The organism is Arthrobacter sp. NPDC058288 (genome assembly GCF_042880995.1).
GTDB lineage: Bacteria > Actinomycetota > Actinomycetes > Actinomycetales > Micrococcaceae > Arthrobacter.
The window spans coordinates 1-14,744 of sequence record NZ_JBHVYH010000004.1; the positions used below are offsets into that span (position 1 = coordinate 1).

The 14,744-nt window shown below is 65.3% G+C and carries 12 protein-coding genes; 7 read left to right on the forward strand and 5 right to left on the reverse strand.

Annotated elements, in window-relative coordinates:
* The coding region (locus ACFVWT_RS12660) for a hypothetical protein (protein WP_390248214.1) at positions 1–228 on the reverse strand (228 nt) is incomplete at its 3' end.
* On the opposite strand from ACFVWT_RS12660, the gene ACFVWT_RS12665 reads away from it, so the two are divergent.
* Both ACFVWT_RS12665 and ACFVWT_RS12670 read left to right on the forward strand, forming a co-directional pair.
* Positions 227–718 carry an SRPBCC domain-containing protein gene (locus ACFVWT_RS12665; protein ID WP_390248216.1) on the forward strand — a complete coding sequence of 164 codons (492 nt, stop codon included), beginning with the start codon at positions 227–229 and terminating at the stop codon, positions 716–718. The genes ACFVWT_RS12660 and ACFVWT_RS12665 overlap by 2 nt on opposite strands.
* Before the next feature lie 10 nt (positions 719–728).
* Positions 729–1,250 carry a GNAT family N-acetyltransferase gene (locus ACFVWT_RS12670; protein WP_390248218.1) on the forward strand — a complete coding sequence of 174 codons (522 nt, stop codon included), beginning with the start codon at positions 729–731 and terminating at the stop codon, positions 1,248–1,250.
* Positions 1,251–1,267: 17 nt separating this feature from the next.
* Here the strand turns inward: ACFVWT_RS12670 and ACFVWT_RS12675 are convergent, their stop codons facing one another.
* Positions 1,268–2,296 carry a LacI family DNA-binding transcriptional regulator gene (locus tag ACFVWT_RS12675; RefSeq protein WP_390248220.1) on the reverse strand — a complete coding sequence of 343 codons (1,029 nt, stop codon included), beginning with the start codon at positions 2,294–2,296 and terminating at the stop codon, positions 1,268–1,270.
* 46 nt (positions 2,297–2,342) lie between these two features.
* On the reverse strand, positions 2,343–4,079 hold the full coding sequence (locus ACFVWT_RS12680; protein ID WP_390248222.1) for a glycoside hydrolase family 13 protein: 1,737 nt from the start codon (positions 4,077–4,079) through the stop codon (positions 2,343–2,345).
* A 304-nt stretch (positions 4,080–4,383) separates the two neighbouring features.
* Between ACFVWT_RS12680 and ACFVWT_RS12685 the strand changes: the two genes are divergently transcribed.
* The 5 genes from ACFVWT_RS12685 to ACFVWT_RS12705 all read left to right on the forward strand — a co-directional run bounded on the left by ACFVWT_RS12685 (position 4,384) and on the right by ACFVWT_RS12705 (position 11,924).
* A complete protein-coding gene (locus ACFVWT_RS12685) occupies positions 4,384–5,682 on the forward strand; it encodes an extracellular solute-binding protein (RefSeq protein WP_390248224.1) in 1,299 nt (432 codons plus the stop codon).
* Positions 5,683–5,844: 162 nt separating this feature from the next.
* Entirely contained in the window at positions 5,845–7,536 is a 1,692-nt protein-coding gene (locus tag ACFVWT_RS12690; protein ID WP_390248226.1) for an ABC transporter permease subunit, read from the forward strand.
* Positions 7,533–8,528, forward strand: a complete 996-nt coding sequence (locus tag ACFVWT_RS12695) for a sugar ABC transporter permease (protein ID WP_390248228.1) — start codon at positions 7,533–7,535, stop codon at positions 8,526–8,528. Before ACFVWT_RS12690 ends, ACFVWT_RS12695 begins: the two co-directional genes overlap by 4 nt.
* Before the next feature lie 2 nt (positions 8,529–8,530).
* Positions 8,531–10,519: a glycoside hydrolase family 13 protein gene (locus ACFVWT_RS12700; RefSeq protein ID WP_390248230.1), complete on the forward strand. Its 1,989-nt coding sequence runs from the start codon at positions 8,531–8,533 to the stop codon at positions 10,517–10,519.
* Positions 10,520–10,553: 34 nt separating this feature from the next.
* Positions 10,554–11,924: an FAD-binding oxidoreductase gene (locus ACFVWT_RS12705; protein WP_390248232.1), complete on the forward strand. Its 1,371-nt coding sequence runs from the start codon at positions 10,554–10,556 to the stop codon at positions 11,922–11,924.
* Here ACFVWT_RS12705 and ACFVWT_RS12710 read toward each other — a convergent pair whose 3' ends face one another.
* The gene (locus ACFVWT_RS12710) at positions 11,925–13,340 is read right to left on the reverse strand and encodes a DUF4032 domain-containing protein (protein ID WP_390248234.1); all 1,416 of its coding nucleotides are present in this window, start codon (positions 13,338–13,340) and stop codon (positions 11,925–11,927) included. It abuts the gene before it with no gap.
* Positions 13,341–13,515: 175 nt separating this feature from the next.
* Positions 13,516–14,598, reverse strand: coding sequence for an ABC transporter ATP-binding protein (locus ACFVWT_RS12715; protein WP_209747263.1), 1,083 nt, complete (start codon positions 14,596–14,598; stop codon positions 13,516–13,518).
* Positions 14,599–14,744: the final 146 nt, after the last annotated feature.

Genomic DNA, 14,744 nt, shown 5'->3' on the forward strand with positions numbered 1-14,744 from the left:
CACCCGGGAGGGTGTGGGAGAGTAGGTCACCGCCGGAACACCATTCAGGTCGAGAGCCCCAACCACACGGTTGGGGCTCTCCCACTTTAACCACCACACCACACCCGCCATGCACCAGGACCCGCCACACGGGCCGGCAGCACCCGGGCCGGCCACCACACCCGGCCCCAACGAGAGCGCCGGCAGCCGGTCGAGGCGTCCTCGCGTCCGGGTAAAGTTGGTGAGCATGGATAACCTCTTCAGCCACGCGGCCCCTGCGGACGAAGCACCCGATCCCGTTGATGGCCTTGACGCTGTAGTGCACACTGTGGTGGTGCCCGGGCCGGTCTCCAAGGCGTTCATCGGATTCACAGAACACACTCACCTTTGGTGGCCGCTCGAGGACCACAGCGTATTCGGTGCCGGCTCATATGTGGAGTTCGAGGAGAACCTGGTCCTGGAAACCGCCGACGATGGCCGGACCGCGGTGTGGGGAACGATCGATGACTGGCAGCCCCCGCTGTCGTTCCACGCCAGCTGGCACCCCGGGACTACGGCGCTGTGGTCCACCGAGCTCCGCGTGGCTTTTAGGGCAGTGGACGGCGGAACCGAGCTCCGCCTCGTTCACGACGGCTGGGAGGGCGCCGAAAATCCTGCCGCAACCCGGGCGGAATACGATGCTGGCTGGCCGGGCGTGCTTGCCCGCTTTGTCCGATTCATGGGTGGTGCCGTTGGCTAGGGTCCGGCGCATGGCTGAGGGGGAGTGGGCGGCCTTGCGCGCCGTGAGGCTTGAGATGCTCGCCGATACCCCAACGGCCTACGTTGAGTCCCTGGCGTCTGCCCGGGCTCAGACTGAGGGCCAATGGCGGAGCCGCGCCGCTGCGATGACCGCTCCTGGCAGTGTGACGTTCGTTGCTGAGGACAGTTCAAAGGCCGACGCTTTTTGTGGCCTGATGCGTGTAGTGGTGAAGCACCCCCAGGAGCCCGCCCGGCCACGCCAAGCCATGCTCATCAGCGTTTATGTGGCTGGTCCGTATCGGGGAACAGGCCTGGCTGACGAGCTGCTGGGCAGATCGGTCGAGGCCGCAACAGGTGAGCTGGATTCCGGTCTGCTGCAGCTGGGTGTCCACGAAGACAATGCCCGGGCTTTGGCTTTCTACACGCGCCACGGCTTCCGTGACACGGGGCGCCGGGCAGCCTACGCGCTCGATCCCGGCAAGAAAGAGTTCATCATGGAGCGGGAGCTGTCGCCGAACGAACCGTCCACCTAGCCAGGCAGGTAAAGAAGTTAGCGCTGCACGGCTTCTGCCGGTGGCACGGAGGTGCTGGACCTGACCACGAACTGGGTGGGGAATTCCGTATCGGTTGCGCCGCCGTCGCCCGCGCCCTCAAGTCCCGCCAGCAGGAGTCGAACCGCCAGGGCGCCCTGCCCGCGGGCATCCTGGTCGAAGGTGGTGAGCCCGAACACTTCGCCAAGTTCATGGCCGTCGATGCCGATGACGGAAAGGTCATAGGGGATCCGCAGGCCGAAATCCCGTGCAGCCAGAATGGTTCCGATGGCCATCTCGTCTGAAGCCGCGAACACAGCCGTGGGGCGTTCGGACGTTCCGCCGAGCAATTGCCTGGCACTCGCATAAGCGCCCTGGATGGTGAAGTCGGCGGAGACCTGCCATTCCGGTCGGACCGCAACACCTGCAGCCGCCATGGCTTTCTCGAAGCCGCCCTGACGCGTTCCGGGGAGCCGGAAATCCTGTTGGTAGGAGGCATCGCCGGTCATGTGGGCGATTCGGGTGTGTCCCAGTCTGATGAGGTGGCTGGTTGCTGCTTCGGCGATGCCCGGGTCGTTAATCCTGATCGTGGAGGCGCCGGGCAATGGGCCGCCGATTCCCACGATCGGGCGGTGGATGGCGAGTAGCTGCTGTATTTCGGCTTCACTGAGTTCAAGTGACACCGCGATGACCGCATCCACGCGTTTCCGCAACAGGAAGTCATTCAATACGCTGTGCCTGCGGTCGGGCCCTTCGCTCACGTTATACAGGGTCAGGTCGTACCCGGCATCGAGCAATGTGGCGGAAACCCCTTCCACCACCGAGGAGAAAAACCAGCGGTGGACGGAAGGGACAACCACACCCACATTGTGGTTCCGTCCCGAGGCCAGGCTGGAGGCGTGGTACGACAAGACGAAACCGAGCTCTGCTGCTGCCGCCTGCGCACGTTCGCGGCTGCGGGCGGACACATTGCCTTTGCCGCTGAGAGCCCTTGACACAGTAGCGATGGACAGGCCCGCGCGCTCAGCTACGTCCTTGATGCCGGGCATATTCAATTCTCCGTGTTCTCAACCGCGAATTCCTACGACTGCCGGATCACCCAATCTCCAGGTTCAACCAGACCGTCTCACCCGAGCCTAGCTGATGACCGCCCGAGTTCGTCTCAGCGGACTCCGGGGAGCTGCGCAGCAGCACCCGGCCTGTCGGGAGTTCCAGCGGTTCACGCCCCGTATTCATGACCACAAGGGTGGTGCCGTTGAGGTAGGCGAGGGACGTATCGCTGCACCAGCTTTCCAGCCATGCCAGCGAGCCCCGGCCCAGGTCCAGTTCCCTCCGCATCGCCAACATCCGGCGGTAGAGGTTCAAATGCGACGTCGGCTGTTCAGCCTGCGCGTCACGCGCCAGTTCGGTGAAGCTCTCCGGCTGCGGCAGCCAGGGAGCCTGTCCGGACCCGAATCCGGCGTGCAGTTCGGCGGCGCGCCAGGGAAGGGGAACCCGGCAGCCGTCGCGGCCCAGCCGTTCTCCGCCGGTGCGCGCAAACGTGGGGTCCTGGCGTTGGCTGTCCGGGATGTCGATACCGTCCGGAAGGCCCAGTTCTTCACCCTGGTACAGATACGCCCCGCCGGGAAGGCCCAGCATGAACATGGAGGCCGCGGCGGCCCGGGTCCTGCCCAGCGCAATATCGGGCTGCCGGTCAAAGGTCCCGATGCCGTCGCCGTCGCGCGGTGCCGGGCCGTCGTAGCCAAAGCGGGTGGCGTGGCGGACGACGTCGTGGTTGGACAGTACCCACGTGCTTGGCGCGCCGACGGCGTCCAGCGCCACCAGGGAGTCCGTGATGACGCCGCGCAGGCGGTGCACGTCCAGGCCCGCATGGAGATACGGGAAATTGAACGCCTGGTGCATTTCGTCCGGGCGGACCCAGTCGGCCAAACGGGGCAGCGGGTCCACATTCGCTTCGGCACAGAGGATGCGGTCCGGACCGTATTCGGCCAGAATCCGGCGCCAGGCCCGGTAGATGTCATGCAGGGCCGGCTGGCCGAACATCGGTGCATCATGGCCGGGGTAGCCGTCGCAGCTGTTACCGTCTGCCCTGCCGCCCCATGCCGGCAGCCCGGGAGCCTTCACCAGGGCATGGGCCACATCCACGCGGAATCCGGAGACGCCACGGTCCAGCCAGAAGCGCAGCACCCGCTCGAATTCTTCGTGGACCGCCTGGTTGTCCCAGTTGAAGTCTGGCTGGGAGGCGTCGAAGAGGTGGAGGTACCACTGGCCGGGCCGGCCGTCAGGCTCCGTGATGCGTGTCCAGGCGGGTCCGCCAAAGTGTGACTGCCAATTGTTGGGAGGCTCTTCACCATAGGTTCCCAGGCCGTCCCGGAAGATGAACATGTCACGCTCCGGACTGCCGGCAGTGGCGGCGAGGGCGGCCTGGAAAGCGGCGTGCTGGTCAGAGCAGTGATTGGGAACAAGGTCCACGATCACCCGCAGCTTCAGTCGGGTTGCCTCCACCATCATGGCGTCGAAGTCGGCCAGGGTGCCGAACAGCGGATCGACGTCGCAGTAATCGCTGACGTCGTAGCCGGCATCCTTCTGGGGAGAACGGTAGAACGGAGACAGCCAGACGGCATCCACATCGAGTTGTGCCAACTGCGGCAGCTCTGCCGTGATACCGGCAAGATCGCCGATGCCGTCTCCGTCCAGGTCCCGAAAGGACCGGGGATAGACCTGGTAGATGACGGCGGACCGCCACCAGCCGGAAGCTTCATCAGCAGTGTGGACCAGGGTCAGCGGCCCGGCCGCGACGGCGGGGGCTTTGAGCATTGAGTCAACGGACATGCCGGTAATCGTAGAACGGAACTTCGTGAAATTGAAAACGCTTCCAATTGTGACGTAGGACTCATTGCCCGCGAAGCGACCCCCTGATTAGCCCCGCGTTACAGGCTACTGTCAGCAATCGTCCCTCAGGGCAACCTCAGTGCCCCGCGTTGCGCGCCGGGCTACTGGCAAGTAGGGTGACTTTTCATCATGGATCATTCCGTGTACTTTGGAAGCGCTTGCAGCTGTGAGCCACATCACCGACGATGCCACAGGGCCCAAGGGGCCGACGCGTGGATGCAGGATTTTTATGAAAGGGACACCAATGAAGGTGCAGAACACCCTCACGAGCGGGACCAGCCGCCGCGTCTTCACGGCGGGCGCGCTTTCCGTTGCGGCAGCCCTGGCGCTCAGCGCCTGCGGCGGCGCATCGGCCACCGCACCGGCCACCGCCACCGCCAAGCCGGATCTGAAGTCTGCCGGTGCAGGCACCATCACCATGTGGGTCGACGCGGAACGGTCACCGGCGCTGAAGGACATCACCGCCAAGTTCCAGGCCGATACCGGCATCGAGGTCAAACTCGTCGTCAAGGACTTCGCCGCCGTCCGCGATGACTTCATCACCCAGGTCCCCACGGGCAAGGGCCCGGACCTGATCGTCGGACCGCATGACTGGGTCGGCAAGTTCGTCCAGAACGGCGTCATTGCTCCGATCGAACTCGGCGACAAGTCGTCGGCCTTCCAGGATTCATCCATCAAGGCAATGACCTTCAACGGCTCCGTCTATGGTGTCCCGTACGCCATCGAAAACATCGCGCTGCTGCGCAACACTGATCTGGTGGCCGAGAGCGCGGCAACGCTGGATGAAGTGGTGGCCAACGGCAAAAAGTCAGTGGCGGACGGCAAGGCCAAATTCCCGTTCCTGGTGGGCATGGATCCCAAGCAGGGCGACCCCTACCACCTCTACCCGCTGCAGGCCTCCATGGGTTCGCAGGTCTTCGGCCAGGCTGCCGACGGCGGCTACGATCCCAAACAGCTCCTCATCGGTGACGCCCCCGGCGTCGAGTTCGCCAAGAAGCTCGTGGCCTGGGGCGATGCCGGTGAAAAGATCATCAACTCCAACATCACCGGAGACATCGCCAAGGAGAAGTTCCTGGCCGGCGAATCCCCCTACTTCCTGACGGGCCCGTGGAACGTTCCGGATGTCCAGAAGAAGGGCATCAAGTTTGCCGTGGACGCCCTGCCGACCGCCGGCGACAAGCCCGCCCAGCCGTTTATCGGCGTCAACGGCTTCTTCATCAGCGCCAAGAGCGCTAACGCCCTTGCCACCAATGAATTCGTCACCAACTACCTCACCTCCGAAGCGGCGCAGGATTCCATGTACAAGGCCGGCGGCCGCCCGCCGGCGCTGAAGGCCTCCTTCGAGAAGGCAGCCAGCGACCCCGTGGTGGAGGCATTCGGCAAGATCGGTGCCACCGGCGTGCCCATGCCCGCTATTCCTGAAATGAGCGCGGTCTGGGCCGACTGGGGAGCCACCGAACTCGCGCTGATCAAGGGCCAGGGCGATCCGGCTGCCGAGTGGGCCAAGATGGCTGCCAGCATCAAGGCGAAGATCGCTGGCTGACGCCGCCCGCCAGTTCACTCCGGCCGACTGACGCCGCCCGCCGGCTAACCACGCCGGTTCACTCCGGCCGGCACGGGCCGGGCAGCTTCACCGCTGCCCGGCCCGTTGCCGCAGCTCCCTGTATTTCCACGGCCCCGCTTCTCCCAAGGACCATAGACAGCCATGCCCAAAACAGATCTTTTCCAGGATTCCCCGCCGCCCCCGTCGTCGGGAGCCGGACCTACATCGGGAGCCGAGCCGACGCCGGGTACCTCGCCATCACCGGGCGGCCCCACCTCTGGACGCCGTCCAAGGTTGCCACACCGCGGCTCCCGCCAGGATTCCATCAGGGGGACCGTGGCGAAGATTGTGCTCCTGGGCCTCGTGGACGCCCTGGCAGTCTATGTCCTGATGATGCTCTTCCTGAGCCAGTCCTGGGGTGCCTTCGCGGTCTCGTCCGCCGTCGTACTGGCTATTAACTGGATCTACCTCCGTAAGGGGGGACTGCCCGCAAAATACCTGGCGCCCGGCGTGCTGTTCCTGCTCGTGTTCCAGGTCTTCGTGGTGCTCTTCAGCGGCTACATCGCCTTCACCAACTACGGCGACGGGCACAACAGCACCAAGGACGACGCAATCGCGGCCATCCAGCTCACCGCGCAGAAGCGCGTCCCGGACTCACCTGCCTACAAGGCCGCGGTCCTCACCAAGGACAACGGCTTCTACCTGTTGTTCACCGATCCCGACGGCAAGGCTTCCATCGGCAGCACCGGTACGCCCCTGAAGGACGTGCCCGATGCCGGCACCGACTCCACCGGTAAGGCCAACTCCCTTGACGGCTACCGGACGCTGAACTTCCAGGAAATCGTGGCAAACCAGCAGTCGATCCTGGCTATCACAGTCCCCGTCTCGGACGACCCGGCGGACGGTACCCTGCGCACGGCGGACGGCAGCAGCGCCTACGAGTTCAAGCCGGCGCTGAGCTATGACGCGGCGGCCGACACGTTCACCGACACCGACACCGGGGCCGTCTACCGGGACAACGGGAAGGGCGCCTTCGCGGACAACAACGGACAGACCCTCACCACAGGCTGGAAGATCGACGTCGGCATGGAGAACTTTGCCCGCGCCTTTACCGATCCCAGCCTGCGCGGTCCGCTGCTGGGTGTCATCCTCTGGACCTTCACCTTCGCGGTCGCCTCTGTTGCGCTGACCTTCGCGCTTGGCCTGTTCCTGGCCATCACGTTCAACCGCGAGGACCTGCGTGGCAAGAAGGTCTACCGGATCCTGATGATCCTGCCCTACGCCTTCCCGGCGTTCCTGTCGGGACTGGTCTGGTCCGGCATCCTCAACCCGCAGTTCGGCTGGCTCAACCAGACCCTGCTGGGCGGGGCCACCATCGGCTGGCTCACGGACCCGGTCCTGGCCAAGATCAGCGTGCTGGTGGTCAACCTGTGGCTCGGGTTCCCGTACATGTTCCTGGTCTGCACCGGCGCGCTGCAGTCGTTGCCGACGGAGCTCGACGAGGCTGCCCGGATGGACGGCGCCGGCCCGTGGCGGGTCTTCCGGTCCATCAAGCTTCCCCTGCTGCTTGTCTCGATTGCCCCGCTGCTGATCTCCTCCTTCGCCTTCAATTTCAACAACTTCAATGTGATCTACATGCTTACCGGCGGCGGACCGCGCTTCGCGGACACCGACCGTGACATCGGAGCCACGGACATTCTGATCACACTGGTGTACAAGGTCGCGTTCGGGCAGGGGACCGGCCGCGACTATGGCCTGGCCAGCGCCCTGGCCATCATCATTTTCATCATCGTGGCCACCGTTTCGGCCATCAGCTTCAAGCAGACCAAAGCACTCGAGGACGTGAACTCATGAACGGGTCAACGGAACGCACCGGTACGACGGCGGCACCCGCCACAGGTTCACCCGCCACGGGTTCTGCCACCACAGGCACCGGAACAGCGGCCGGAACCACCGACGTCGAGCATCTGAAGCAGCTGCACCGGCGGCGCACGTTCGGTGCCTGGTTCAAGGACAAGGGGTGGCGGCACCTCGTGGGAATCGCCGTGACCGTCTTCGCGATCTTCCCGCTCCTCTATGTGCTGTCCGCGGCGTTCAACTCCGCGGGCACGCTTGTGGGCTCGAATGCACTCTTCAGCAAGCTGGACCTCGGCAACTTCACCGCCCTGTTCAACAACCCTTCACGGCCCTTCGGCCGCTGGTTCGTCAACACCATGGTGGTGGGCGTGGTGACCTCCGCCGCCACGGTGTTCCTGGGCGCCATGGCCGCCTACGCATTTTCCCGCATGCGGTTCAAAGGGCGCCGGATCGGGCTGCTGAGCCTTCTCCTGCTCCAGATGTTCCCGCAACTGCTCGCTGTGGTGGCCATCTTCCTGCTGCTCAGCGGGATCTCCGAGGTCATTCCGGCCCTGGGACTGGGCAGCCAGCTCGGCCTGATCATGGTGTACCTTGGCGGTGCCCTGGGAGTGAACACCTACCTCATGTACGGCTTCTTCAATACCGTGCCGCAGTCCCTGGACGAGGCGGCCAAGATCGACGGCGCCAGCCACGTGCAGATCTTCTTCGGCATCATCCTGCGCCTGGTGACACCGATCCTCGCCGTCGTGGGGCTGCTGGCCTTCATCGGCATCTCCAGCGAGTTCGTGATCGCCAGCGTGGTGCTGACCGATCCGGACAGCCAGACCCTCGCCGTCGGACTCTACTCCTTCGTCGCCCAGCAGCGTTCGGAGAACTGGGGGGTTTTCGCCGCCGGCGCCGTGCTCGCAGCCGTCCCCGTAATGGCGCTGTTCCTGTTCCTTCAGCGCTACATCGTCAGTGGCCTCACCCAGGGCTCGGTGAAGGGCTGAGCATGCCGGCAATCCTCGCGCGCTGCCCTCACCCGCACCACGATGGTTCGCCGCTGCACGTGCCGCGACGAACCGGCCCTGGCGGTACTGCCCGGCTCCGAGTGCGGATACCCGTGGCGTGGGGGCGTGCCGCCCGGGTCTGGGTGCGGTCGGTCCAGGACGGTGAACCCCGGTACGATGCCGCGCGCAGCCTGGGGGAGCTTGACGGCTGGATTTGGTGGGAAGCGGACATGACCGTAGCCAACCCGGTGGCCCGCTACCGTTTCCTGCTGGAAGTCGCGGAAAGCGAGCGCGACGGCGGGACGCACCACGGCGGGACCCACGGTGGCGGACAGGCGGGCAGCACGCCGGGGTACTGGAGCCTCAACGCCCAGGGGCTGTTCCGCCGCGATGTCTCCGACTACGCTGACTTCCGGCTGACCACGTTCCCGGCCGGACCGCAGTGGCTGCGCCGGGGAACGATGTACCAGGTGTTTCCGGACCGCTTCGCGCGCTCCGCTGACGCCGATTCGCGTCCCGTGCCTGACTGGGCCATCCCGTCCGTTTGGGACCGCACACCCGTGGATGGAACCGGGCCGGCAACGCCGTTCCAGTTCTACGGCGGCGACCTCACCGGGGTTGCTGAAAAGCTGGACCATATCCAGCAACTCGGCGCGGACGTCATCTACCTGACGCCCTTCTTCCCGGCACGCTCCAACCACCGCTACGACGCCTCCACTTTCAACGAGGTGGATCCGCTCCTGGGCGGGGATGAAGCCCTTGCGAAGCTGGTGGAAGCGGCCCATGCGCGCGGGATCAAAGTGATGGGCGACCTCACCGCCAACCATTCGGGAGACGCCCACGAGTGGTTCCGGCAGGCGCTGGCCGACCCGGCATCCGCCGAAGCCGGCTACTACTACTTCAACGCGGAGCACACGGAGTATGAGGCCTGGTACGGCGTGGCCTCGCTGCCCAAACTCGACTGGTCTTCCGAGGACCTCAAGGACAAATTCGTCCTGGACGATGAGTCCCCGGTGGCACGCTGGCTCCGGCCGCCTTTCAACCTGGACGGCTGGCGGATCGACGTCGGCAACATGACCGGCCGGCTGGGTGCCACGGACCTCAACCGCGAGGTGGCCTGCCTGATTGCCGACCGCGTCAGGGACATCAACCCGGACGCCGCTATGCTGGCAGAATCCACCAACGATGCCGCGCCGGACTTCACCGGCGAACACTGGCACGGTGCCATGACCTACGCCAACTTCACCCGCCCCCTGTGGTCCTGGCTGGCAGGGGACGCCGCACACGTCAATTTTTTCGGCACCCCCCTGGCCGGCCCCAACCGGATGGGAGCCGAGGATTTCCTCGCCACCCACCTGGACCTGGCGTCGGCTTTCAGCTGGGACCTTCGGCTCCAGAACATGAATGCCTTGAACAGCCACGACACCGCCCGTGCAGCCACGGTGATGATCGACGGCGGGCAGTTGCTCGGGGCCGTCATGATGTTCACGATGCCCGGTGTTCCGGTGGTCTTCGCCGGAGACGAGTTCGGCCTCAAGGGGTACAACGGCGAAGACTCCAGGACGCCGATGCCGTGGAACGACCCCGCAGGGATCGAATCGGACCTTCGTGCCAGCTATTCGGCCCTGGCAGCCCTGCGGCGGCAGCAGCCGGCGCTCACCGAGGGCGGAATCCGGTGGCTGCACGCCGACGGCGACGCACTCTCCTATATCCGCGAGACAGCAGAGAGCGCGGTCCTGGTGTTTGTGGCACGCGCATCCGCCCGGACCGACCTCGCCGCCGGTGCACTGTCTCCGGCCCAGTCCGCCGCCCTCGCCAATGATTCGACATTCTGCACAGGCGATGTCCGAACGGCGGCGGCTGGCCGGGACGGCATCAGGATCAGCGCAGGCGGAGCAGCGGCCGCGGTCTGGGTGCTTCCAGGTACCCGGACACCGGACTCCGCAGCTACTCGGGGCACAGCTGCCGGGACGCAAGATCCTGCCGTTTAGACTGGAGGCCGGATTCGACGGACCTGGAGGCCGCATGAGCACCATTGTTGACGAGCTCAAAACCATCCTGGAGCCCGGCAAACTGGCCGTGGACGAGATGACCCTGGCGGCCTACGCCGTGGACCAGGCCCCGGTGCTCGACTACCAGCTGCCGCTGGCGGTGGTTAGGGCCGAAACCGTAGCGGACGTCCAGGCCGTGGTCCGTGCCTGCGCCAAGCACAGTGCTCCCATTGTTGCCCGCGGGGCCGGCACCGGGGTTTCCGGCGGCGCCCACGCCAGCCAGGGGTGCATCGTGCTGAGCCTTGAACGCATGAACCGCATCCTGGACCTGAATCCGGATGACGAGACCGCCGTCGTCGAACCCGGGGTCGTCAATGCCGACCTCAACGACGCCGCGGCCGTCCACGGACTGATGTACGCGCCGGACCCCGCGAGCTTCCGGATGTCCACCATCGGCGGCAATGTTGCAACCAACGCCGGCGGCCTGCGCTGCGCAAAATACGGAGTCACCCGCGATTCGGTCCTGGCCCTCGACGTTGTTCTGGCGGACGGTTCCCTGATCCACACCGGACACCAGACGTTCAAAGGGGTTGCAGGCTACGACCTGACCGGGCTGTTCGTTGGATCGGAGGGAACACTCGGAATCGTGGTGGGGGCAACAGTGCGGCTGAAGTACCTGCCCCGCGAGGTCCATACCATCGCCGCGTTCTACCCGGACTTCCGCAGCGCCGCGGCGGGCGTCCTTGCCGTGGGGAAGGCCCGCGTGCAGCCCGCCATCATGGAACTGCTCGACGGCGGTTCGCTGGATCAGCTCGACGCAATCCACGGCTCGGACCTCAGCTCCCGGGGAGCGTCGCTCCTGCTGATCCAGACGGACGGGTTCGGGGCGGCCGCGGAGGCTGAGGTGGTCCGCGAGGTCCTGGCCGCCGGCGGAGCCACGGTGACCACCGAGGACACCGCCGAAGCCGAGCGGCTGGTGGACCTGCGGCGCAACAGCCGCGGCGTTGAAGTTGACGACGCATACCGGGTGGGGGAGGATGTGGCCGTGCCGCGCTCGCGGCTGGTGGACTACATCGGCGAACTTGAAGCCATGGCTGTGGCCAACAGCGTGCAGCTCAAGGTCGTGGCCCACGCCGGCGACGGCAACCTGCACCCCACCTTCTGGGTTGACCGCGTGGACAACGAGGTGGACGCCGACGCGATGCAGCGCCTGGGCGAAGCCCTGGACAGGTCCATCACGGTGGCCCTGGCGATGGGCGGCACCATCACGGGCGAGCACGGGATCGGGCAGTACAAACTGCGGTGGCTGGGCCTGGAACAGCCTGAGCCCGTCCGCGAGCTGCAGCGCCGGATCAAACACCTCTTTGATCCGGCCGGCATCCTGAACCCCGGGAAAGCGATCTAGCTAGTCGTCGGAGTCAGGGTACTCGTCGATGTCTTCCTCGCCGTACCGGGACTGCTCCGTTTCGACTTCGAGGATCTTGAGCAGTTCCGTGTCCGGGTTGAGCATGATTGCTGCCTCATCGCGGCGGTGCCGGAGGATGGAGTCGATGTAGGACTGCACGGCCTCGGCCAGTGGAATGTGGCGCTCCTGCTTCTCGGACATGTACCAGCGGTGTTCCAGGACTTCGTGGACAGCTTCCGCCGGTTCGAGCTTGCCGGAAAGGTCGCGCGGAATCGACCGGACGATGGGCTCGAAGATCTGGCTGACCCACAGGTGGGCGCTGTATTCCTCGTCCATGGCGGGGTTGTTGTCCGCACGGAACGAGTCCATGTCGTTGAGCAGGCGCCGGGCCTGGTTCTCTTGGGCGTCCAGGCCCGTGAGCCGCAGCAGCCGGCGCTGGTGGTGGCCCGCGTCCACCACCTTGGGCTGGAGCTGGATGGTGGAGCCGTTCTGGGTGGTCTTGATCGCGTATTCCTCAACGTCGAATCCCAGTTCGTTGAGTTTCCGGATCCGGGCGGCCACGCGCCAGCGTTCGCCGATCTCGAAGGATTCCTTCTCCGTCAGCTCGGTCCACAGCCGCCGGTAGCTGTCCATGATGAGTTCGCTGGTGGCCACCGGGTCCACCTTTTCCTCGATCAGGCCGCCGTCCAGCAGATCCATCAGCTCACCTGCGATGTTGACCCGGGCGATCTCGAGATCGTACTCGCGCTGGCCGGTGGACAGGTCCGGATACAGCTCGCCGGTCTCGGCATCCACCAGGTAGGCGGCGAAGGCGCCGGCGTCGCGGCGGAAGAGGGTGTTGGACAGAGAGACGTCGCCCCAGTAGAAGCCGATGAGGTGCAACCGCACCATCAGCAGCGCCTGGGCGTCGATCAGGCGTGTGAGGGTGTCCTTGCGCAGCATCTGGGAGAAGAGCGCCCGGTAGGGCATGGAGAACTTAAGGTGGCGGGTGACCAGCACCGGATTCAGCGGCCTGCCGTCCGGCGTGGTGCGGCCGGTGATGACGGCCACGGGCTCAACGCAGGGTACGTCCAGGCGCGCCAGCTTGCGGAGCATGTGGTACTCGTGACGGGCCACGTGTTCGGACGTTTCCTTGATGGCGATCACGGAGCCGCCCAGGTGGGCGAAACGCACGATGTGCCGTGAGATGCCGCGGGGGAGGGCGGCGAGGTACTCAGCCGGCCAGTCCTCCAGCGCAATGTGCCACGGCAGGTCCAGGAGTTCGGGATCGGCCGAGGCAGCGGTGATGCTCAGGTTGCTGGAGACGTTGGAACTCTTGTCGTCGTTGGCGCTGGCCGCTTCAAACCGAGGCAGTTTGCCGATCTGGCCGTAGTCGGTGGGTTCGTCGTGCCATTGGGCGTTGCTTTCCTCGGTCATGTGCCAATTCTTCCGTACGTAGGGGCGGCCCGCCTAAACAAAGCGGGGAAACCGCGCTTAAATCACGACGGCGGCCCGTCCAGTGAGGAGGGGCCGCCGTCGGTCAGTGCTGCAAGGTGCTGGTCAGGTGGTGGCTGGTGGTGCAACCACCTGATTCAGGCTCCGCAACCGGTAACTAGTCGCCGAGGCGCAGGCCGGTCTTGGTGTCGAACAGGTGCACATGTCCGGACTGCGGGCGGACGTAGATGGACTCGCCCTTCATCGGGGGGCGGCGGCCGTCGACGCGTGCCACGATGTCGTGGCTCTTGCCGTCAAGCGTGGTGTGGCCGTAGACGTAGGCGTCGGCGCCGAGTTCTTCGACGACGTCAACCTCAACCTGGAGGCCCTCGCCTGCGGCGACCTGCTCGAGGTCCTCCGGGCGTGAACCCAGGGTGACGGTGCGGCCGTGTGCCTCTTCGAGGACATCGCGGGGAACCGGGTACACGGTTCCGCCGAACTGGACGCCGCCGTCGACGACGGGGAGTTCCAGCAGGTTCATGGCCGGGGAGCCGATGAAGCCGGCGACGAAGACGTTCTTGGGCTTGTCGTAGAGGTTGCGCGGGGTGTCAACCTGCATCAGCAGGCCGTCCTTCAGCACAGCCACACGGTCACCCATGGTCATGGCCTCGACCTGGTCGTGCGTCACGTAGACGGTGGTGACGCCCAGGCGGCGGGTCAGGGACGCGATCTGCGTACGGGTCTGGACGCGGAGCTTGGCGTCAAGGTTTGAAAGCGGCTCATCCATGAGGAAGACCTGCGGGTTACGCACGATGGCGCGGCCCATGGCAACACGCTGGCGCTGACCGCCGGAGAGTGCCTTCGGCTTGCGGTCCAGGTACGGTTCGAGGTCAAGAAGCTTGGCTGCTTCGCGGACGCGCTCGGCGCGCTCTTCCTTGCTGACGCCGGCGATCTTCAGCGCAAATCCCATGTTGTCCGCAACGGTCATGTGCGGGTACAGGGCGTAGTTCTGGAAGACCATCGCGATGTCGCGGTCCTTCGGCGGAACATCGGTGACGTCGCGGTCACCAATGAGGATACGGCCGGCGTTGACGTCCTCAAGGCCTGCGAGCATGCGCAGGGAGGTGGACTTACCGCAGCCGGAGGGTCCAACGAGGACCAGGAATTCGCCATCGGCGATGTCGATGTTGAGCTTATCGACGGCGGGCTTTTCGGTGCCCGGGTACAGACGTGTTGCGTTATCAAAAGTAACTGTTGCCACAGTTATCAATCCCTTCACCGGCAGGTACGTGCCGGACGATCCGTTGTGAATGGTTCATGTTTATTCAGTTGTTCACGGGTTTTCAGCCGTGTACTCCCCGGCCGAAGCCGAGGAGTATCGCGTGACGCCGCACGGTGTCTGTGCGC